19 protein-coding genes are annotated in these 19,475 nt (G+C 72.7%); 11 read left to right on the plus strand and 8 right to left on the minus strand.

The window, feature by feature from the left end; translation table 11 throughout:
* The first annotated feature begins 6 nt into the window (after positions 1-6).
* From ACZ7OH_RS29260 to ACZ7OH_RS29270, 3 genes are all read left to right on the plus strand, one after another.
* Complete coding sequence (locus ACZ7OH_RS29260) at positions 7-825, plus strand: helix-turn-helix transcriptional regulator (protein ID WP_470283736.1); 819 nt, start codon at positions 7-9, stop codon at positions 823-825.
* A 49-nt stretch (positions 826-874) separates the two neighbouring features.
* Positions 875-1,705 carry a dioxygenase family protein gene (locus ACZ7OH_RS29265; RefSeq protein ID WP_470283737.1) on the plus strand — a complete coding sequence of 277 codons (831 nt, stop codon included), beginning with the start codon at positions 875-877 and terminating at the stop codon, positions 1,703-1,705.
* A gap of 114 nt (positions 1,706-1,819) precedes the next feature.
* Positions 1,820-2,581, plus strand: coding sequence for a thioesterase II family protein (locus ACZ7OH_RS29270; RefSeq protein WP_470283738.1), 762 nt, complete (start codon positions 1,820-1,822; stop codon positions 2,579-2,581).
* Here the strand turns inward: ACZ7OH_RS29270 and ACZ7OH_RS29275 are convergent.
* From ACZ7OH_RS29275 to ACZ7OH_RS29285, 3 genes are all read right to left on the minus strand, one after another.
* The gene (locus tag ACZ7OH_RS29275; protein ID WP_470283786.1) at positions 2,572-3,588 is read right to left on the minus strand and encodes a glycoside hydrolase family 19 protein; all 1,017 of its coding nucleotides are present in this window, start codon (positions 3,586-3,588) and stop codon (positions 2,572-2,574) included. The genes ACZ7OH_RS29270 and ACZ7OH_RS29275 overlap by 10 nt on opposite strands.
* Positions 3,589-3,835: 247 nt before the next feature.
* Positions 3,836-4,468, minus strand: coding sequence for a class I SAM-dependent DNA methyltransferase (locus ACZ7OH_RS29280; protein ID WP_470283739.1), 633 nt, complete (start codon positions 4,466-4,468; stop codon positions 3,836-3,838).
* A 45-nt stretch (positions 4,469-4,513) separates the two neighbouring features.
* Positions 4,514-4,690 carry a zf-HC2 domain-containing protein gene (locus ACZ7OH_RS29285; protein ID WP_470283740.1) on the minus strand — a complete coding sequence of 59 codons (177 nt, stop codon included), beginning with the start codon at positions 4,688-4,690 and terminating at the stop codon, positions 4,514-4,516.
* A 320-nt stretch (positions 4,691-5,010) separates the two neighbouring features.
* Between ACZ7OH_RS29285 and ACZ7OH_RS29290 the strand changes: the two genes are divergently transcribed.
* Positions 5,011-5,259, plus strand: coding sequence for a hypothetical protein (locus tag ACZ7OH_RS29290; RefSeq protein ID WP_470283741.1), 249 nt, complete (start codon positions 5,011-5,013; stop codon positions 5,257-5,259).
* Between the two features lie 16 nt (positions 5,260-5,275).
* Here ACZ7OH_RS29290 and ACZ7OH_RS29295 read toward each other — a convergent pair whose 3' ends face one another.
* A complete protein-coding gene (locus ACZ7OH_RS29295; protein ID WP_470283742.1) occupies positions 5,276-6,226 on the minus strand; it encodes an Lrp/AsnC family transcriptional regulator in 951 nt (316 codons plus the stop codon).
* A 91-nt stretch (positions 6,227-6,317) separates the two neighbouring features.
* Here ACZ7OH_RS29295 and ACZ7OH_RS29300 point away from each other — a divergent pair, with 91 nt between their 5' ends.
* Positions 6,318-7,601, plus strand: coding sequence for an MFS transporter (locus ACZ7OH_RS29300; protein ID WP_470283743.1), 1,284 nt, complete (start codon positions 6,318-6,320; stop codon positions 7,599-7,601).
* Here the strand turns inward: ACZ7OH_RS29300 and ACZ7OH_RS29305 are convergent.
* Genes ACZ7OH_RS29305 through ACZ7OH_RS29315 form a run of 3 tightly spaced genes read right to left on the minus strand, consistent with a single transcriptional unit; the run spans position 7,595 to position 10,093 of the window.
* Positions 7,595-8,002, minus strand: a complete 408-nt coding sequence (locus ACZ7OH_RS29305; protein ID WP_400894866.1) for a hypothetical protein — start codon at positions 8,000-8,002, stop codon at positions 7,595-7,597. The two genes, ACZ7OH_RS29300 and ACZ7OH_RS29305, sit on opposite strands and share 7 nt — an antisense overlap.
* Positions 8,002-8,871, minus strand: a complete 870-nt coding sequence (locus ACZ7OH_RS29310; RefSeq protein WP_470283744.1) for an oxidoreductase — start codon at positions 8,869-8,871, stop codon at positions 8,002-8,004. The genes ACZ7OH_RS29305 and ACZ7OH_RS29310 overlap by 1 nt, the downstream gene beginning before the upstream one ends.
* Before the next feature lie 46 nt (positions 8,872-8,917).
* Positions 8,918-10,093, minus strand: coding sequence for a glycoside hydrolase family 3 N-terminal domain-containing protein (locus ACZ7OH_RS29315; protein WP_470283745.1), 1,176 nt, complete (start codon positions 10,091-10,093; stop codon positions 8,918-8,920).
* A 149-nt stretch (positions 10,094-10,242) separates the two neighbouring features.
* Between ACZ7OH_RS29315 and ACZ7OH_RS29320 the strand changes: the two genes are divergently transcribed.
* The 6 genes from ACZ7OH_RS29320 to ACZ7OH_RS29345 are packed head-to-tail and all read left to right on the plus strand — an operon-like array spanning position 10,243 to position 15,611.
* The gene (locus ACZ7OH_RS29320; protein WP_470283746.1) at positions 10,243-10,821 is read left to right on the plus strand and encodes a helix-turn-helix transcriptional regulator; all 579 of its coding nucleotides are present in this window, start codon (positions 10,243-10,245) and stop codon (positions 10,819-10,821) included.
* A gap of 9 nt (positions 10,822-10,830) precedes the next feature.
* Positions 10,831-12,087: an ABC transporter substrate-binding protein gene (locus tag ACZ7OH_RS29325; protein WP_470283747.1), complete on the plus strand. Its 1,257-nt coding sequence runs from the start codon at positions 10,831-10,833 to the stop codon at positions 12,085-12,087.
* A 5-nt stretch (positions 12,088-12,092) separates the two neighbouring features.
* On the plus strand, positions 12,093-12,989 hold the full coding sequence (locus tag ACZ7OH_RS29330; RefSeq protein ID WP_470283748.1) for a carbohydrate ABC transporter permease: 897 nt from the start codon (positions 12,093-12,095) through the stop codon (positions 12,987-12,989).
* Positions 12,986-13,801, plus strand: coding sequence for a carbohydrate ABC transporter permease (locus ACZ7OH_RS29335; protein WP_470283749.1), 816 nt, complete (start codon positions 12,986-12,988; stop codon positions 13,799-13,801). Before ACZ7OH_RS29330 ends, ACZ7OH_RS29335 begins: the two co-directional genes overlap by 4 nt.
* Positions 13,798-15,162 (plus strand): GH1 family beta-glucosidase, encoded by a 1,365-nt coding sequence (locus ACZ7OH_RS29340; RefSeq protein WP_470283750.1) that lies wholly within the window; start codon positions 13,798-13,800, stop codon positions 15,160-15,162. Before ACZ7OH_RS29335 ends, ACZ7OH_RS29340 begins: the two co-directional genes overlap by 4 nt.
* Before the next feature lie 2 nt (positions 15,163-15,164).
* On the plus strand, positions 15,165-15,611 hold the full coding sequence (locus ACZ7OH_RS29345) for a hypothetical protein (RefSeq protein WP_470283751.1): 447 nt from the start codon (positions 15,165-15,167) through the stop codon (positions 15,609-15,611).
* A 1-nt stretch (position 15,612) separates the two neighbouring features.
* On the opposite strand, the gene ACZ7OH_RS29350 is transcribed toward ACZ7OH_RS29345, so the two are convergent.
* Positions 15,613-19,233: a BTAD domain-containing putative transcriptional regulator gene (locus ACZ7OH_RS29350; RefSeq protein ID WP_470283752.1), complete on the minus strand. Its 3,621-nt coding sequence runs from the start codon at positions 19,231-19,233 to the stop codon at positions 15,613-15,615.
* Positions 19,234-19,475: the final 242 nt, after the last annotated feature.

Below are 19,475 nucleotides of genomic sequence, written 5' to 3' on the forward strand. Positions count from 1 at the left end.
CTGCCGATGCACCGGTTGGAGGTGCCGGCGCCACCCGCGCCGCCGTTCGCGGCCGGGACGTTCGACGACGTCGGGCCGCTCTCCCGCGCGGACTTCCCGCACCGGCACACTTTCCACGAGCTGGTCCACGTCACCGGCGGCACCGGCACGCACGTCGTCGACACCGACCGGTGGCCGCTGCGGCCGCCGCACCTGGGAGCCATCACGCCGGGGCAGGTGCACCACTGGGCCGGCGTGCGGGGCCTCACCGGGCACGTCGTCCTGTTCACCGACGACTTCCTGCTCGACCATCCGGCCGACCGCGAACGGCTGCGGCGGCTCAGCGCCGGGCCGTGGCCGGTGCTGGACGAGCGCACCGACGCCGTGGTCACGCGGCTGATCGCGGATCTCGTCGAAGAACGCCGGCACGGCGACGAGTCCGTGCTGCGGGCGCTCCTGCACGTCCTGCTCGTGCGCGCCGGACGGCTGCTGGGCGCACCGCCACCCGCGCCGGCCGGGGCGGTCGCGGCGGAGTTCACCCGGCTCACCGCCCGGCCCGACCTCGGGCTGTGGTCGGTGGCCGCGCACGCCGGTCGCCTCGGCGTCACGCCCGGCCACCTCACCGAGGCCGTCAAAGCGGCGACCGGACGCACCGCCGCGCAGCTGCTGCGCGAAGCGCGGACCCGGGAGGCCCAGCGATTCCTGCTGCGGACGGACCTCACCGTGCGGCAGGTCGCCGTCCGCGTCGGGTTCACCGACCCCGCCTACTTCTGCCGGTTCTTCCGCCGGGAGACCGGGCTGAGCCCCGGCGACTACCGGCGTGGCGGGGAGAATCACCACGACTGACCGGTCCAGTCCATCGCCGCGGACCCGGTGCGCTGCCTACGTTCGAGGCATGGACGAAGACAGCAAGCTCAGCCGCAAGACCGTGCTGCGCGCCGTGCTGGCGGCGGGCGTCGCCGCGCCGGTCGCGCTGATCGGCGGCCCCGCGCTCGCCCGCACCACCGTCGCCGGCGGGCAGGCCCCGGAACTGACCCCGGCCTGCCACGACGGCGACGAGCCGACGATCGAGCAGACCGAAGGTCCGTACTTCAAGCCGAACTCGCCGGAGCGAACCGACCTCGTCACGCCCGGCACGCCGGGCACGCGCCTTACCGTGTCAGGCTACGTCTTCGGACGCGCCTGCCTGCCGGTGAGCCGCGCGCTGCTGGACTTCTGGCAGGTCGACGTCAACGGCGCGTACGACAACACCGGCTACACCTTCCGCGGCCACCAGTACACCGACGCCCAGGGCGCGTTCCGGCTCTCGACGATCGTGCCCGGCCTCTACCCGGGCCGCACCCGGCACATCCACGTCAAGGTCCAGGCGCCCGGCCGGCCGATCCTGACCACCCAGCTCTACTTCCCGAACGAGCCGCGCAACAACACCGACACGATCTTCGACGCGCGGCTGCTGATGACCGTGCGGGACAACGGCTCCGCGAAGGAAGGCGCCTTCGACTTCGTGCTGGACGTCCCGCAGACGCCGACGTCGACATCGACCCCGCCGACGTCGAACCCGCCGACTTCCACCCCGCCCGGCGGCACCCCCTGGGCGGCGGGCACCAGCTACGCGGCCGGTGCCCGGGTCACCTACGGCGGCCGCGGCTACGTGTGCTTGCAGGGGCACACCGCCCAGCCGGGCTGGGAACCCCCGGCCGTCCCCGCGCTGTGGCGGGCGGAGTGACCCGCTGAGGAGGGAGGGAACGGGCGGGTCGCGGAGTCCGCACCGCCGGGACCCGCCCGGCTTTCCGCACGATTGGCGTCGACCCGGCCCGGGCCGGCCTGCGACATTCGCGGCATGACGGATTCCCGGCCGTGGCTCCGGCGCTTCCACTCGGCGGCACCCGGCGCGCCGCGGCTCGTGCTGTTCCCGCACGCCGGCGGGTCGGCGAGCTGCTTCCACGCGGCTTCGGCGGCGCTGGCCCCGGCGATCGACGTGCTGGCCGTGCAGTACCCGGGCCGGCAGGACCGCCACGCCGAGCCCCTGGTGGACGACCTGCTCGTGCTCGCCGACCGGCTGACCGGCGTGCTCGCCGCCGAGGTCGCCGGGCCGGTGGTGTTCTTCGGGCACAGCATGGGCGCGAGCCTGGCGTTCGAGGTCGCGCGGCGGCTCGGGCCCCGGGTGCGCGGGCTGGTCGTGTCCGCGCGCCGGGCCCCGTCGGCCCCCCGCGCGTCGCGGATCCACGAGGGGGGAGACGACGAGCTGCTCGCCGACGTGCGGCGGCTGGGTGGCACCGACACGCGGGTGCTCGAACACCCCCAGCTCGTCCGCATGGTGCTGCCGGTGCTGCGCAACGACTACCGGGCCGCCGAGACCTACCGCTACCGGCCCGGTCCGGACGTGAGCTGCCCGATCGTCGCGCTCGTCGGGGACTGCGATCCGAAGGTGTCGGAGGCGGAGGCCCGGCGGTGGGCGGCGCACACGTCCGGGGAGTTCGAGCTGAAGTCGTTCCCGGGCGGGCACTTCTACGTGAACGACCACCGCGCGGCGGTGGGCGCCTTGCTCGGCGAACGGCTCACCCGCTGGGCGGGTGAGCCGCTCGCGTCAGGTCAGCAGTAGAGGTTGGCGCCGGGGTCGACGCCGAGGATCGACGTGATCTGGCGGTACTTGTCGACGCGGCTCTGCACCTGGGCGGGGTTGCCGCCGTTGCACTCGATCGAGCCGTTGATGCTGCGGATGGTCTCGCCGAAGCCGCTGCCGTTCACCATGGCGTTGTGCGGGGTCATGGTGCCGGGACCGCTCTGGGTGTTCCAGTACCAGAGCCCGGTCTTCCACGCGACGGCCGCGTTCTGCTCGACCTGCCAGGGGTTGCCGAGCAGGTCGATGCCGAGCGCGTCGCCCGCGGCCTTGTAGTTGAAGTTCCAGCTCAGCTGGATGGGGCCGCGGCCGTAGTACGCGGCCTGGCCGGCGGGGCAGCCGTAGGGCTGGCTCGCGTCGCAGTAGTGCGGGTAGTTGGCCGTGTTCTGCTCGACGATGTAGACGAGTCCGCCGGTTTCGTGGTTGACGTTCGCGAGGAACGCGGCGGCTTCCTGCTTCTTGACCGTGTCGCTGCCGGTGTTCGCGAAGCCGGGGTAGGCCGAGAGGGCCGCGGTCAGGCCGCTGTAGGTGTAGAAGGAGTTGCGGCCGGGGAAGATCTGGTTGAACTGCGCTTCGCTGATGACGAACGCGCCGGGGTTGCCCGGGTCGGTGCCGCCGCCGCAGCTGTAGGGCTCCCAGTACCAGGTGCTGATGATGGGGTCGTAGCCCGGATTGGCGTTCTTCGCGCGGTAGTAGCCGCCGTTGGTGTAACGGACGATCGCGCCGACGTCGTACCACTGGCCGGCGACCCAGTTCGGGTAGCTGCAGGTGGTGCCGCCTCCGCCGTCGCAGCTGTAGGGCTCCCAGTACCAGGTGCTGATGATCGGGTCGTAGCCCGGGTTCGCGTTCTTGGCGCGGTAGTAGCTGCCGTTGGTGTACTTCACGACCGCGCCCACGTCGTACCACTGGCCGGCGACCCAGTCGGGCCCGCTGCACGCGGCGGCCGCGGCCTGCGGGGTCTGACCGGTGGCGGCGGGCACGCCGAGCACGAGCCCGGCGACGGCGGCGAATGCTGACAGGACCGCGACAAGACGTCTTCTCAAAACTGGCTCACTCCTTCGGCCACGACGAAGCCCGGACGCGGGGGCGCCCGGTTTCGGAGGGGGTGTGCTCATCCGGCCGGGACGAGGGTGACACCGGTCACTAGAACAGATTGGTCTAGTCCAGTCAAGGATTCTGGCGGGTCGGGCAACGGGTGTGCGCGAACGACTCCGGCGTTGAACCGCCCGGCCTGGGTCACTCGGCCGGTTTCCGGGCCAGCACCCGACCCTGCGGCACCCGCGCCGCCGGGTCGCGCAGCACCTGCGTCAGGATCTCGAACCCCGCGCCGGACAGCAGTCCGCACACCCGCTCCACGGGCAGCCAGTAGATGTCCAGGGAGAAACCGTCCTTCCCGTACCCGTCCGTCCGGTGGTGCCGCCGGTCGCCGACGTGGAACGCGAGCTGCAGGTGGCCGCCCGGGCGCAGGACCCGGAACAGCTCCGCGGCCACCTCGGGCAGCCGGGCCGGCGGGGTGTGGATGATCGAATACCAGGCCACCGCGCCCGCGAGACCGCCGTCCGGCAGGTCCAGCTCCAGCAGCGAACCCTCGGATAACCGCAGCTCCGGGTGGTCGCGGCGGGCGATGGCCAGCATCTCCGGTGACAGGTCGATCCCCGTGACGTCGAGGCCCGCCGAAGCCAGGTACGCCGTCACCCGGCCGGTTCCGCAGCCGAGGTCGGCCACCGGGCCCTCATCGCGGACGAGGTCCGCGAACGCCGTGAGCAGCGCGCGGTCCTGGACGTCCTCGGCGATCGGGGGCGCGAACTGGTCGTAGTTCTCGGCGACGATCGCGTAGGTGTGGCGGGTGGTGGTCAGGAAGTCGGTCATGGCGCGGACGGTACCGGCGGGCACCGACAGTTTCCGCGAAGTGTCCTAAGTGGACTGTGAGCGGCCGAGGTGGTCGAGCATCGAGCGCACGGCTTCGAACTCCCGGACCTCCTGGCGGCAGTCCTGGCACGCGGCGAGGTGCCGCTCCACCCGCGCCGCTTCGGCGGCGTCGAGCAACCCGAGGCTGTACGCCCCGAGGTCGGTCCGGTCGTACCGGGCCATGGGTCGCGTCTCCGTTTCCGCGTCCCGCAAGGGAACGCCCGCACTACCGGACGTCTCCAGAGTCCTGGCCCGTACGCGGCCTCGGCGATCTTCCGCCGTTTTCCACCCGATCGGCCGACAACTTGCGGCGGCGAACAGCCCATGTGAGTGAAAGCAGGTGGTCACGGTACTCACCGGTCCGGACACGGAAAGCTTTTGTGCCACGAATTTCCGCGAATCGGCGTCATGGCCAGGTAGCGGGCTCGTCGGTTCTGCGTCGGACCGGAATTTTCCGGCTCCGACCTGGGTGAAGGCGATCCGAACCGAGGAGAGCGAGAGCGATGACCGTACTGAGCCACCGGGCGGACGACGTCGTGGACGAGGTCGGGGTGTGGCTGGCGGGGGAGTTCGGGAGCCGGCTTCCCGCCGGGGAGATCGACCGCGTCGTCAAGGTGACGCGGCTCGACCTCGAAGGCAGCATCGCGGCGGAGGAACTCGGGGAGATGCTCCACCGGCTGGGGCGGGCCCGGCTGCAGCGGATCCTGGAGCTGGCCCCGGCCGCCCAGGTCCGCATACCGCGGGCGCGCTGACCGGCGAAAGCGCGGGTCAGCGGGACGCGGCGGCCTTGAGGGTGCGCAGGACAGGCGCCGTCTCCAGCGTGTGGACGGCGTCGAGCGCTCCCAGCCGGCGGGTCAGGTAGTGGTGCAGCCCGGCCGCGTCCGGGCAGAGCGCGTGCGCGACCAGGTTGGCCGGCCCGGTCGTCGCCGCGACGAGCGCCAGCTCCGGGTGCGTGGCCAGCTCCCGGGCGACGGCGTCGAGGTGCGCGGGCGCGACCGACATCCAGAGCAGCGCGTGGGTCGTCGCGCCGAGCGCGGCGGGGTCGACCTCCAAGTCGAAGAACACGGTGCCGCCCGCCTGCAGGTCGGCCAGCCGGCGCGCGACGGTCGCGGCGGACCACCCGGTGGCCGCCGCCAGCTCGGCGAGGCTCGCCCGGCCGTCGCGCTGCAGCGCCGCCAGCAGCGCGTCGTCGTCGCCGGTCAGGGGCTTGCCTTCGCCCGAGACGACCGGGGTCAACGCGGTGATCTGCGCGGCGTCGAGGGCGTTCGCGCGCCCGAGCCACGCGGTCGGGCCGCCGAAGTAGCGGTGCAGCAGCTGGTGCGCCGATACCGCCGTGATGCTCGCGGAGCGCGGGACGTCCCGCAGCAGCAGCGAATGGTCGCTCGCCGCGGGCGTGTGCACGTTCACGCAGATCTCCGTGCCGCCGGACACGAGCTTGACCCACGCCGTGTCGGCCCGCCGCGCGAGTGCGAGCGCGACGTCGCGCGCGGTGTTCGGCGTCGCGGTCAGCCGGACCATCCACTCGGCCTGGCCGGCGCGTTGCGGGTCCGGCAGTCCGACGACGCGAAGCGACGCTTCGGCGCGTAGCCGGCGATAGCGGCGCGCCACTGTCTGCGTCGAGACACCGAGGACGTCCCCGATCTTGGTGAACGGCGCCCGGCCGTCGAGGTGCAACGCGTGGATCAGCGCGCGGTCGACGTCGTCCAGATCCGTGGTCATATCCCTCATCAAAGCGCACGCCGTGGAAGAAATCAGCAAGAAGATCGCCAGCGGTGGAAGCTCGGACCGGCGGAAGGCGAAGGTCCACTGCATGCCGACCACCACTCGCTACGGCCACCGCTGGGCCGCGCTCGCCGTGCTGCTCACGGCCGAAGCCATGAACCTGCTGGACACGACGATCGTCCAGGTCGCCGGCCCGGTGATCCACGCCGGCCTGCCGGGACCGGCCGCCGACATCCCGTGGTTCAGCGCGGCGTACACGCTGCCGTTCGCGGCATTCCTGATCACCGGCGGCCGGCTCGGCGACGTCTTCGGCCGGGCGAAGGCGTTCAAGATCGGCGTCACGGCCTTCGTGCTCGCGTCGCTGGTCTGCGCGGCCGCGCCGGACGCCGTCCTGCTGATCGGCGCCCGCGCGGTGCAGGGCGCCGCGGCGGCGCTGGTCATCCCGCAGACGATCGGCCTGATCCGCGCGCTGTTCGACGGCGACGAGCGCGCGAAGGCGCTCGGCACGATCGGCCCGGTGATGGGCCTGTCCGCGGTCACCGGGCCGCTGCTCGGCGGCCTGCTGACGCAAGCGCTTTCGTGGCGGGCGGTGTTCCTGGTGAACGTTCCGCTCGGCCTCGCGGTCCTGCTCGCCGCGCGGTTCCTGCGCGAGGACCGAGCCGGCACGCGCCCGAAGCTCGACCTCGTCGGCACCGGGCTCGTCGTGGCCGGCGCCGGGCTGCTCGTCCACCCGCTGATCAGCCCGGGCGCGACGGCGTGGCCGCTGCTCGCGGTGGGGGCCGCGCTGCTCGTCGTGTTCGGCTTCCAGCAGCGCCGCGCGGCCGCGCCGCTGGTCGAGCCGAGCCTGTTCACCCACCGCGCGTTCCCGGCCGCGCTCGCCGGATCGCTGCTGTACTTCGCCGTGATGACCGGGCTGATGCTGCTCGTCCCGCTGCGGCTGCAGCTCGGCTACGGCGTCGACGTCCGCACCGCGTCGCTGACGCTGCTGCCGCTTTCGGCGGGGCTCGCGGTGTCGTCGTGGGTCGCCGGGTCCTGGCTGGTGCCGAAGTTCGGCTCGCGCGTGATGTTCGCCGGGCTGGCGCTGCTGCTGGGCGGGATCGTGGCCGGCGCGTCCGGGCCCGCCCTGGCTTTCTGCGGTCTCGGCATGGGGACGTTCACGGTCCCGTTCTTCACCGCGGCGCTGGACCGCGTCCGGCCGCACGAGACGGGCTCGGCCGCGGGCCTGCTCAACGCCGTGCAGCAGCTGGGCGGAACCCTCGGCGTTCGCCCTCCTCGGCGGGCTCTACCTGAACACCGGCACGGCGGACACGGCGTTCGGCGTCGCCGCCGGGCTCACCGTGGCCGCCGCCATCGCGGTGATCCCGCTCAGTAGTCGTCGCGGCCGGTGAACTGCTGTTCCAGCAGCTCCGCCGCGCCCGCCACCAGCTCCAAGGGGTCGATGAACTCGTTGATGTCGAGGTTGATCAGCGGCAGCGAGTGGCGCAGCACGAGGTGGTCGCCCATCACGGCCAGCCCGCCGACCACGGTCGAGTTGCCGACCTCGGTCAGCACGTCGAGGAGGTCGACCTCGTCGTGGCGGGCGAACGGCGTCGCGATCTGGACCCAGTCCTCGCGCTGGTCGAGGATCTCGCGGGCGATCACCATGATCTGGGCGCGCTGCTCGGTGTCGGGGTCGTCGCCGAAGATCAGCCGGATGCGGATTTCGTCGGGCTCGTCGCGCACCACCCGGTACGCCTGCCTGATGTACGCGACCAGATCGCCCCAGTCGGCCATCAGGCGGCCCCGATCCGGTCGAGGTCGGCCAGGACGTCCGCCGGCAGCTCGAGCGAAGCCGCGGCGAGGTTCTCGCGCAGGTGCTCCAGCGACGACGTGCCGGGGATGAGCAGCATCGACGAAGACCGCTGCAGCAACCACGCCAGCGCGACCTGCATCGGCGTCGCGCCGACGCGGGTGGCGCAGTCGTCGAGGATCCCGGACTGCAGCGGGCTGAACCCGCCGAGCGGGAAGTACGGCACGAAGGCGATGCCCTCGGCGGCGCACTTGTCGACGAGGTCGTCGTTCTCGCGGTGCGCGAGGTTGTACTGGTTCTGCACGCAGACGACCGGCGCGATCGCCTTGGCCTCGTCGAGCTGCTCCGCGCTGACGTGGCTGACGCCGAGGTGCTTGATCAGGCCTTGCTGACGCAGCTCGGCGAGCACGCCGAACGGCTCGGCCACCGACATCGGCACCGGGTAGTCGCCGGCCGTGTTGCTCAGCCGCAGGTTCACCACATCGATGGCGTCGACGCCGAGGTTGCGCAGGTTGTCGTGCACAGCCTGGGTCAGGTCGTCGGCCGACAACGCGGGCGGCCACGCCTTGTCCGGCGTCCGCCGCGCGCCGACCTTCGTCACGATCGTCAGCGCCTCCGGGTACGGGTGTAGCGCCTCCTTGATCACCGCGTTCACGGTGTGCGGCCCGTAGTAGTCGCTGGTGTCGATGTGGGTGACGCCGCTTTCGACGGCTTCGCGCAGCACGGCGACCGCGGTCTCGTGGTCACGCGGCGGTCCCCAGACACCGGGACCGGCCAGCTGCATGGCCCCGTACCCTATCCGGGTCACCGGGACTTCCCCGCCGAGGCTGAAAGTGCCGCCCAGGTTTGCCATTCCGCTCCTCAGGTAGGTGGCGTTCCGCCGAGGAGTCTAGGGAGGATCAGCCGCAGGCGCCCTTGCCGCGGAGTACCCGCGTCACCGACTCCTGCACGCGCTGCTTGGGCAGCTCGCCGCTCTGCGCGGCCTTGACCAGCCGGTCCAGCACCTCGTTCACCCGGCCGCCGGACGACCACAGCGCCTCGTCCGCCCCGGCCTGCAGCGCCTTCAGCACGGCGTCCGGGAGCGGGTACTGCGCGGTGATCGCCTTCATCGCGCCGAGGTCGTCGGTCACGACGACGCCGGTGAAGCCGAACTCGGTCCGCAGCAGCTGGTAGGCCGCCGACGAGACCGACGCCGGGACGCCGCCGGTCAGGTCGGGCACGTCGAGGTGGCCGACCATGACGGAGACGGGTCCGTAGTCCGCGATGCCGCGGTAGGGCACCAGGTCCACCGCCCGCAGCTGTGCGAGCGGCGGGGTCACGACCGTGCCCTGGTGGGAGTCGCCCGAGCCGTGGCCGTGCCCCGGGAAGTGCTTGAGCACCGGCTGCACGCCGCCGTCGTGCAGGCCCGCCGCGAACGCCGCCGCGTACGTCTTCACGCGGTTCGGGTCGGGGCTGAAGGAGCGGTCGCCGATGACGTCGTCGTCCGGGGCGTCCGTGACGTCGGTGTCCGGCGCGAAGTCGACCGTCACGCCGCGGGCGCGCAGCTGGCGGCCGCGGTCGGCGGCCAGCGCGCGGACCTCGGCCGGGGACTTCGTCGCGGCCATCTGCCGGGCCGACGGGATGGCGCCGTCGAGGTCGTCGATGCGCTGGACGCGGCCGCCCTCTTCATCGACCGACACCGCCACCGGCAGCTGGGCCGCGGCCTGCACGGCGTCCAGGGAACGATCTTTCAACAACGCTGTTGCGTTACCGCCGATGAAGATCCCGCCGACCTGGTTGTCGCGCACCAGCGACACCGCGGCGCCCGGGTTGTCTCCGGACACCCCGACGACGACCAGCTGCGCTACCTGACGGCGTAAGTCCAGGCTGTTCACCAGCGACGCGCAGTCACCCGGCCGGGCCAGTCTCGACGTCGGAGCCGCGGTGGAGGTCCGTGAAGGCGGTGAAGAAGAGGGCGGAGGCGGAATCGGCGACCGCGGGATCGCGAGCCCGGCGACGGTCTCCGATCCGCACCCCGTGACCAGGGAACTCAAGCACAACGCCACCCCCACGGCGGCCAAACGTCGGCGGTTCATCGGTCCCTTCAGTCGTCGGCGTGCCCCACGACCGTAGTCGACGCCCCGGCTTCACGATGTGAAGAAGGTGGTGAGGAAGGTTAGAGAAATCGTGAAGGCGACCTCAGCAGACTGGCGCCGCAAGGACACGGGCAGTGGGGAGGGGTTCGATGGACCAGGTGCGGGTGGCGGCGTGGGCGTCGGATCCGATCGCGCTCACGGGGCTGATCAACCACTTGAAGTCCCGGCCGGAGCTGCTGGTCGTGCCGCGTGCCCGCCGGGGCGAGGCGGCCGTGCTGGTGTTCGCCGTCGGGCAGGTCGACCGCGAGGCGATCGCCGCGCTGCGGGCCGCGGCCGCCGAGTCGCCCGCCGCGATCGTGCTGGTCGCCGGGCACGTCGACCCGGGACACCTCGGCCTGCTCGCCGAGTGCCACGTCTCGGTCGTGCTGCCGCGGACGGCGCTCGACCGGCTCCACGAGAGCGTGCTGGCTGCCGCACGGGGGCGCACGACTTCGCTGCGGGACCAGATCGAGGCACTGGCCCACGGGGGCACCGCTGCGGCGCTGACGCCGCGCGAGGTGGATGTGCTTCGCCTGATGGCCGAAGGCTGGGACACTGCGGAGATCGCGGGCAAGCTCTGCTACTCCGAGCGGACCGTGAAGAACGTCATCTACGCCATGACCAACCGGCTCAACCTGCGCAACCGGCCGCACGCGGTCGCCTACGCCGTGCGGGCCGGTGTGATCTGAGGAAGGCCGTTGCGCACGATCGTCCGCCGGACCGCCGTCGCGGTCGCCGCGTTGATCCCGCTCGCCGCCTGCAGCACGGGTGACGCCGGCGGCCCGACGAAGCTCACCATCGCCACCTTCGGCGAATTCGGCTACGCGCCCCTGATCGCGGAGTACGAGAAGCTGCACCCGGACATCACGGTGCAGAACCGCGTCACCGACTTCGACACCCACCACAAGGGCCTCGCGACGCAGCTCGCCACCGGCCGTGGCGCGGCCGACGTCGTCGCGATCGAAGAGCAGTACATACCGCAGTACCGCAAGGCGAAGGACAAGTTCGTCGACCTCGCCTCCTTCGGCGCGCGGGACCTCGAAAAGCAGTGGGCGCCCTGGAAGTGGGCGCAGGGCACCGACGGCGGGTTCGTCCTCGGCCTCGGCACCGACATGGGCAGCCTCGCCCTCTGCTACCGGCGGGACCTGTTCCAGGCCGCGGGCTTGCCGACCGACCGCGACGAGGTCGCGAAGCTGATGCCGGACTGGAACGCCTACGCGGCCACCGCCCAGCGGTTCACCGAGAAGACGCCGGACGTGAAGTTCGCCGACTCGGCCGGGACCGTCTACACGGCGATGCTCAACCAGTCGCCCGAGAACTACTTCGCCGCGGCCGACGACTCGTTCATCGGCGACCGCAACCCCAGTGTGCGCAACGCCTTCTACCTCTCCGGCGGCATTGCCGCGAAGGGGGAGACGGCGGCCGCGACGACCTTCACGCAGGCCTGGAACGTCGCGATCAAGCAGGGTTCCTTCGCGACCGTCGCCTGCCCGGCGTGGATGCTCAGCCAGATCAAGGAAGCCGGCGGCGACGCGGGCAAGGGCAAGTGGGACGTCACGACCGTGCCCGGCAAAGGCGGCAACCAGGGCGGCTCGTTCCTCACCGTGCCGAAGCAGAGCGCGCACCCGAAGGAGGCCTACGAGCTCGCGAAGTGGCTGACCGCGCCGGAGCAGCAGAAGAAGCTCTTCCTCTCCGAGGGGATCCTGTCGAGCGAGCCGTCGGTGTACACGGATCCGCAGGTCGTCGCGCACACCGACCCGTACTTCGGGGACGCGCCGATCGGGCGGATCTTCGCCGCGTCGGCCGACCAGCTGCGGCCCAACTACCGCGGCCTGCGCGACGCCGACGTCCGGCCCGAGTTCGGCCGCGCGCTCGGGCGGATCGAAGACAAGACCGACAGCGTCGACGCGGCCTGGGCGGAAGCCGTGCACCAGGCACAAGCCGCGCTGAAGTAGCGCGCGTGCTCGCTCGTCTCGACCGCAGAGTAACGCCGCTGCTGCTCGTCGCGCCCTTCTTCGTCCTGTTCCTCGTCTTCGGCGCGTTCCCGCTGCTCTACACGGCGTGGGTGTCGCTGCACGACTGGAACCTCCTGGAAGGCGACCAGGGCTACCTCGGCCTGGCGAACTACGGCGAGCTGCTCGCGGACCCGAACTTCTACAACGCGCTCGCCAACACCGTCGGCATCTTCCTGCTCGCCGCCGTCCCGGAGTTCCTGCTGGCCCTGGGCATCGCGGCGCTGCTGGACCGCCCGCTGCGCGGCGCGACCTGGTGGCGCACCGGGGTCCTGCTGCCGAACGTCGTGTCCGTCGTGGCGATCGGGCTCGTGTTCGGGCAGCTGTTCAGCCGCGACTACGGCGTCGTCAACGAAGTGCTGGGCTGGTTCGGCATCGCCCCGGTCAACTGGCAGGCGACGCGGTGGACGTCGCACCTCGCGGTGGCGTCGATGGTGCTCTGGCGCTGGACCGGCTACAACGCGCTGATCTACCTCGCCGCGATGCAGGCCGTCCCGGGTGACCTCTACGAAGCCGCGGCGCTGGACGGCGCGTCGCGCTGGCGGACGTTTTGGTCGATCACCGTTCCGGGCATCCGGCCCGCGCTGGCCTTCACCGCGATCGCGGGGACGGTCAGCGGCCTGCAGCTGTTCGCCGAGCCGCAGCTGTTCGACGCCGGCGGGTCGGGCGGGACCGGCGGCAACGACCGCCAGTTCCAGACGCTGGCGATGTACCTGTACGAGAAGGGCTTCACGCACTTCAACGCCGGCTACGCGGCCGCGCTGACGTGGGTCATGTTCGTCGTCTGCGCGGGGTTCGCGCTGGTCAACTACCGGCTGGTGCGCCGGTTCGTGAGGTCGGCGTGAGGCGCCCCGGCGGCTGGGTCTACGCCGTGCTGATCGGGGTGCTCGGCGCGTCGGTCTTCCCGCTGTACTGGTCGTTCGTGGTGTCCACAAGGGACAACGCGGCGATCGGCGAGACGTCACCCCTGCTGCTGCCGGGCGGGCACCTCTTCGAGAACGTGCGCCGCGTGTTCGACACCGTCGACTTCTGGCTGGCGCTGGGCAACTCGCTGATCGTCGCGGGCACGGTGATGGTGTCCAACGTCGTGCTCGCGAGCCTGGCCGGGTTCGCCTTCGCGCGGCTGCGGTTCCCCGGCCGCAACACGCTGTTCCTGCTGGTCGTCGGCTCGGCGATGGTGCCGGCGCAGCTCGGCGTCATCCCGCTGTACCTGGTCGTCGGCGAGCTCGGCTGGTACGGGCGGCTCGAGGCGGTGATCGTGCCGGGGCTGCTCAGCGCGTTCAGCGTGTTCTGGATGCGGCAGGCGTGCGAGAACGCGATCGACGCCGAGCTGGTCGACGCGGCGACCGTCGACGGCTGCTCGATCCTGCGCACGTACTGGCACGTGGCCGTCCCGTCGCTGCGCCCGGCGGCCGCGGTGCTCGGGATGCTCACGTTCCTGGCCACGTGGAACGACTACTTCTGGCCGCTGGTCGTCCTCGACCCGAACGAGACGCCGACCGTGCAGGTCGCGCTTTCCCAGCTCGCCAGTGGGTACTACACCGACTACGCGCTCATGCTGACCGGCGCGACCGTGGGCGTCCTGCCCGTGATCGCGCTGTTCCTGCTGCTGGGCCGCCACATCGTGCGGGGGATTCTGAAAGGGGCGCCGGTATGACCTTCCCGACGGGCTTCCTGTGGGGCGCGGCGACCGCGTCCTACCAGGTCGAAGGGGCGGTGACCGCGGACGGCCGCGGACCGTCCGTCTGGGACACGTTCGCGGCTCGTCCGGGGGCCGTCGTGGGTGATGCGTCCGGCGAGGTCGCCTGCGACCACTACCACCGGTTTCCCGAGGACATCGGGCTGCTGGCGGATCTCGGCCTGAACGCGTACCGGTTTTCGGTGGCGTGGCCGCGGGTGATGCCGGACGGCCGGACGACCGCACCGGGCGGGCTCGCTTTCTACGACCGGCTGGTGGACGAGCTGCTCGGCCGGGGCATCGTGCCGGTTCTCACGTTGTACCACTGGGACCTGCCGCAGGCGCTGGAAGACGCCGGCGGCTGGCCCGCGCGCGATACGGCGTACTGGTTCGCGGAGTACGCGTGCGTCGTCCACGACGCGCTGGGCGACCGGGTCAAGCAGTGGACGACGATCAACGAGCCGTTCTGCGCGGCGTTCCTCGGGTACGGCAGCGGCGTGCACGCGCCGGGCGTCCGGGACTACGACACGGCGCTGGTGGCGGCGCACCACCTCCTGCTGGGGCACGGGCTGGCGACGCGGGCGTTGACCGCGCAGGCCCGGCCGGCCCACGAGTTCTCACTGGCGCTGAACTTCGCGCCCGCCCTGCCCGACGGCTCGTCGCCGGAGCACCTCGAAGCGGCCCGGAAGTTCGACGGCATCCACAACCGGTTCTTCCTGGACCCGGTGCTGGGCCGGGGGTACCCGCCGGACGTGGTGGCCGACGTCGAGCACCACGGCGGCCGGTTCGCGGCATCGGTGCGCGACGGCGACACGGACACGATCGCGGCGGCGATCGACTGGCTGGGCGTGAACTACTACGCGCCGGCGCGGGTCACGCCGCTGGCCGATCCGCTGTCGCCGGGCAACTGCCCGTTGCCGGGGTTGCGGGGGCTGGACGTGCTGCCGGCGCAGGGGCCGTTGACGGCGTTCGGCTGGGAGCAGGCACCGGCGGTCTTGACCGACCTGCTGGGGTGGCTGTCGTCGCGGTCCGGGTTGCCGTTGGTGGTGGCGGAGAACGGTGCGTCCTTTGTGGACCAGGTGGTCGGCGGCCGGGTGTACGACGCGGCCCGGGTGAACTACTTCATGGAGCACTTGGCCGCGGTCCACGCCGCCATCCGGGCCGGCGCGGACGTGCGCGGGTACTTCGCGTGGTCGCTGCTGGACAACTTCGAGTGGGCGATGGGGTATTCGCAGCGGTTCGGGTTGGTGCACGTGGACTTCGAGACGCAGGTGCGGACGGTGAAGGACTCGGGCCGCTTCCTGGGCCGGGTCGCCAAGGCGAACGCGCTCCCGGAGTGACCGTGGGGGCAATCCCGTGGCAGACGGCGGGCGAGGTGCTCGAGCGGAGCGTCCGGCCCGGTTCGCTGACCGACGTCGAAACGGCGTGGCACGCGTTCGCCGGCTTCCTGCAGACCGAAGTCGCCGGGCTGGTGCCGGCCGAGGAAGACGGCGACGGCTTCATCGTCCAGTGGGGGCGGCGCCCGCGGCCTCACCTGGCGTTGACCAGGCAGCTCGCCGTCGCCGCGGCCGAGGAGCCGGACCTGTGGCAGGTCGAGCTGGTGCTCGAGTTCGAGGACACCCGGGCTGCCGCGGCGGCGGCCGACACGGGATTCCGCTTCGAGCCGGTCGGTCCCGCCCGCGCCGCGGCGATCCGCGAGACGCGGGCCCTGGCCCTCGCGCAACCGCTGGTCCGCGCGCTGTGGTCCGCCACTCCGGTGTCCAGCGCCGCGACCTTCGAGCGCGTCTGAGCTAAGGCCGCTGCCGGAAGGCGTCGGCGACCCCCGAGCGGGACGGCGTCTCCAGCTTCCCGAGCAACCGGGCCACGTGCGCCTGCACCGTCCGGCGCGGGAGGGACAGCTCCGCCGCGATGTCCGGGTTGGACTTCCCGTCCGCGACCAGGCTCGCGATCCGGACCTCGATCGGCGTCAGCGACTCCCACCCGTGACCCGGCCGGATCGGCGAGAACAGCGCCCCGCGGCGCACGCCCAGCCGGCGCAACCGCGTCTCCGCGCGGCGCAAGTCCCAGCGGGCACCCAACGCCGTGTACAGCTCCGCCGCCTCTTCGAACGCCGCGTGCGCCGCGTCCAGGCGGCCCGCGCGGGCCAGGAGGACCGCCGCGTCCTCCAGCACCGTCGCCAGCTCCGGGCGGCGGCCGACCACGCGGAAGTGCTCCGCCGTCGCCAGGACCGCCGCCGGGTCGTCCTCGATCAGCCCCCGGCACCACGACGCCGCCGCGTGGGCGCGCGCCGGGCGTCGCTCCTTCGCCGCCTCCTCCTCGCACACCGCCAGTGCGCGCCGCGCCCGGTCGACTTCGTCCTGCTCCATCGCCAGCCGCACGTACGCCGGGAGCCACTGGTGGCGCAGCATCATCTGCGCGTACGTCGGGTTCAGGATCGGCTCGAGGATCGCCATCGCGCGGACCCGGTCGCCGCGCTGCTCGGCCGCCAGTGCGTCCGCCACCAAGAGGAAGTCGAAGCTCTCGCGCTCGGCGCCGGTCGCCGGGGCGTACTCCTCCGCCGCGTCGAGGTGGGCCGCCGCCTGGGCGCGGTCGTCGCGGCGGCCCGCGATCAGCGCCGCGACGCCGTGCAGCAGCAGCGCCGCCGGGCCGGGCTCGCGCAGGCCGTAGAACGTGATCGCCGGGCCGTCCTCGGTGACCGTGTCCAGCTCGACGAGCGCCTCGTCCCAGCGGCCCTCCCAGTACCGGTGCACCGCGACCGAAACCTGCAACCCCACCGGCATCGCGTGCCGCGCCGCGACGTCGCCCGCCGCGCGCAACGCCGCGTCCGCCTCGGCGAGCCGGTCGAGGTTCTGCAGCGTGAAGACGCGGTTGTCGAGCAGGTCGAGGTGCAGGTCGGCGAGTTCGTGCTCGTCACCGACGGCCTCGATCGCCGCGTCGATGTGCGCCAGCGCGGAATCGTGCTCGCGGCGAACGGAGTCGACCAGCCACAACGACTGCAGCGCGTGCGCCGTCAGGTACCGGTCGCCGTCGGCGAACGACTTCGTCTCGTAGGCCGCCTTTTCCGCCGTGTCCAAATCGGACAGATCGCCGCGCCGGAAGTTCGCCAGCAGCTGCCGGTGCTTGACCCGCCACAGCTCCGGCACGGCCGGGTCGTCCACCGACGCGGCGAGCGTCGCGACGGCGCCTTCGGTGTCGCCACGGCGGTGCCGCAGCGCCGCCAGGACGTGCCGCATCTCCTCGACGGCGTCCGGCTCGGTGGCGACGTCGAGTGCTTGCTGCGCCAGCGTTTCCGGGTTGCGCTCCAGCCGGAACAGCACCTTGACCAGCGCCACGAGCAGGACTTCGCGACGGTCCCCGGCGCCGGCGGCCAACGCGCGTTCCAGCAGCTCGACGGCGATCAGTGGCGCCCGGTTGGACACGGCCGCGTGGTGCGCGGCCAGCCAGTCCAGCACCCATTCGTCCACTGTGGCCGGTGCGGCGACCAGCTGCTCGGCGACGCGCTTCACCGGCGCGCCGATCCCGGCGAGCGCTTCCGCGGCCTGCCGGTGCAGCGCCGCCCGCGTCCCGGCCAGCAGCCGGTCGTAAAGTGCCTGGCGCAGCAGGGGATGCCGGAACGCGAGCTGCGTCCCGGTGTCGATGAGGACGTTCGCGGCGACGGCCTCTTCGAGCGGTTCCAGCAGGTCCGACGGCCGCGTGCCGAGCACCGCGGCGATGTCCCCGACGGCGAACTCCATGCCCAGCAGCGCGCCCCAGCGCAGGACTTCCTGCGTCCGCGCGGGGAGGAAGTCGAGCCGCCGGTCGACCGCGGCGACCAGCGAGCTCGGCGTCTCGAACTCGGCCGGGTCGTCGACGTCGGCCTCGCCACCGGACACCTCGACCGCGCCGGCGCGCAGCAGGACGTCGACCATTTCCCGGACGTACAACGGGTTCCCGGCACCCCGGGCGGCCAGCTCGCGCAGCCCGGGCCCCGGTGCCGCGCCGATCTGGTCCTCGATCAGGCGGCCGACGTCGTCGCCGCTCAGCGGCGCCAGGTCGAGCACGACGCCGTCGCGGGCCTGGACGCCGCGCCGCAGCTGGGCGAGCTCGGCGCGGTCCGGCGCCGGCCGGGTCGCGGCCACCAGCAGCAGCGGCAGCTGCCGGGTCGCCGCGCACAGGCGGTGCCAGACCAGCACGGACGCCTCGTCGGCCCACTGCAGGTCGTCGACGACCAGCACCTGCGGCGAGTCCGCGCACAGCTCGTCGACCAGCGCCAGCAGCCGGTCGACGGCGCCGAGCACCGGGTCGGCGGGCCCCCAGCTGCGCCGCACCGGGTCGCCCGAGAGCTCTTTCGCCAGCCGCGCGCGCCGCGGGTCGGCTGAATGCGCGTCGATCTCCAGGCACTCCAGCATCACCTGCAACGGGAAGCGGGTGCTCAGCTCGTCGGCGGCCGCCCACAGGCGCTGGAAGCCGGGGCCGTCCGGCAGGGTGCTGGTCAGCAGCTCGGACTTGCCGATCCCGGCCTCGCCCTCGATCCACACGGCCCGGCCGCGCCCGGCCCGGACGTCGGCGACGAGCTCGGCCAGCCGGGCTGTTTCGGCTTCGCGGCCGAAGAGCCGGTGCCCGGTGACCTCGACCGGCGCCGCGGGCGCGTCGAGGGCCGGGTCCTGGGCGAGGATCCGCTGGTGGAGCCGCTGCAGCGCGGGTCCCGGTTCGACGCCGAGCTCGCCGACGAGGGTGGCGCGGGCGTCGCGGAAGACGTCGAGGGCGTCGGCGTGCCGGCCGCTGCGGTAGAGGGCGAGCATGAGCGACTCGCGCAGAGACTCCCGCAAGGGGTGTTCGCCGGCCAGCACGGCCAGCTCGGGCGCGAGATCGAGGTGGCCGCCGAGGGCGAGCAGGGCCTGAGCCCGCCGTTCGAGGGTGTCCAGCCGCAGCTCGGCGAGGTATTCGCGGTGCCGTTCGGCGAACGCGCCGGGCACGCCGGAGAGCGCTTCCCCTTGCCAGAGCGCGAGGGCGGCGTCGAGCTCGGTGACGGCGGCTCGCGGATCGCCTCGGTCCAGGTGCTGCTGGGCCTGTTCGCGGTGGCGTTCGAAGACGGCGGCGTCGAGCGCGTCCGCACCGAGCAGCAGCGAGTACCCGGCGGGGTCCGAGACGAGGACGCTGGCCGCCGACCAGCGCGACCGGTCGGGTTCGAGGGCGCGGCGCAGCCCGGAGACGTAGGTGTGGACGCTGCCCTCGACGCTCGCGGGCGCGGAGTCGCCCCAGACGCCGGCGATCAGCTCGGCCCGGGGGACGGGCCGGCCGGCGTTGACCGCGAGCACGGCGAAGATCGCGCGCTGACGAGCGGGGCCCAGGCCGATCTCGGCCGCCCCGCGCCAGGCCCGCAGGGGTCCCAGCAAGCCCACTCGCAGACCGGTGTCCGCTTCCCCTCGCATGTCCCTGCCGTTCCCTCGGGGGACGAACCCGCCGGGGGCGGGCCCCCAGGACCCCGGCGGACGTTTTCGTGCCGAGCTTACCGACGTGGCAAGCCCCGATCGGGTTGCCTGGTGACGGGATCCGGCCGGGGCGGGTACCGATCACCCGACCGGTATGCCGATGGCGCGGCCGGGCGCCCGGAGCCAGTGGAGGGGCGACCTTCGGGCGCTGCCGGTGGCGGGGTTGGCTGAGCGGGCCGCGG

The organism is Amycolatopsis sp. NPDC114478 (genome assembly GCF_055633805.1).

Coding starts and splice junctions, on each gene's coding strand:
- ACZ7OH_RS29305 (WP_400894866.1), bottom strand. CDS start 8,002: ATGGCCGACTGGGGCGATCTGGTCGCGTACATCAGGCAGGCGTACCGG.
- ACZ7OH_RS29315 (WP_470283745.1), bottom strand. CDS start 10,093: ATGAACCGCCGACGTTTGGCCGCCGTGGGGGTGGCGTTGTGCTTGAGT.
- ACZ7OH_RS29310 (WP_470283744.1), bottom strand. CDS start 8,871: ATGGCAAACCTGGGCGGCACTTTCAGCCTCGGCGGGGAAGTCCCGGTG.
- ACZ7OH_RS29260 (WP_470283736.1), top strand. CDS start 7: ATGCACCGGTTGGAGGTGCCGGCGCCACCCGCGCCGCCGTTCGCGGCC.
- ACZ7OH_RS29320 (WP_470283746.1), top strand. CDS start 10,243: ATGGACCAGGTGCGGGTGGCGGCGTGGGCGTCGGATCCGATCGCGCTC.
- ACZ7OH_RS29295 (WP_470283742.1), bottom strand. CDS start 6,226: ATGACCACGGATCTGGACGACGTCGACCGCGCGCTGATCCACGCGTTG.
- ACZ7OH_RS29270 (WP_470283738.1), top strand. CDS start 1,820: ATGACGGATTCCCGGCCGTGGCTCCGGCGCTTCCACTCGGCGGCACCC.
- ACZ7OH_RS29285 (WP_470283740.1), bottom strand. CDS start 4,690: ATGGCCCGGTACGACCGGACCGACCTCGGGGCGTACAGCCTCGGGTTG.
- ACZ7OH_RS29300 (WP_470283743.1), top strand. CDS start 6,318: ATGCCGACCACCACTCGCTACGGCCACCGCTGGGCCGCGCTCGCCGTG.
- ACZ7OH_RS29290 (WP_470283741.1), top strand. CDS start 5,011: ATGACCGTACTGAGCCACCGGGCGGACGACGTCGTGGACGAGGTCGGG.
- ACZ7OH_RS29265 (WP_470283737.1), top strand. CDS start 875: ATGGACGAAGACAGCAAGCTCAGCCGCAAGACCGTGCTGCGCGCCGTG.
- ACZ7OH_RS29280 (WP_470283739.1), bottom strand. CDS start 4,468: ATGACCGACTTCCTGACCACCACCCGCCACACCTACGCGATCGTCGCC.
- ACZ7OH_RS29350 (WP_470283752.1), bottom strand. CDS start 19,233: ATGCGAGGGGAAGCGGACACCGGTCTGCGAGTGGGCTTGCTGGGACCC.
- ACZ7OH_RS29340 (WP_470283750.1), top strand. CDS start 13,798: ATGACCTTCCCGACGGGCTTCCTGTGGGGCGCGGCGACCGCGTCCTAC.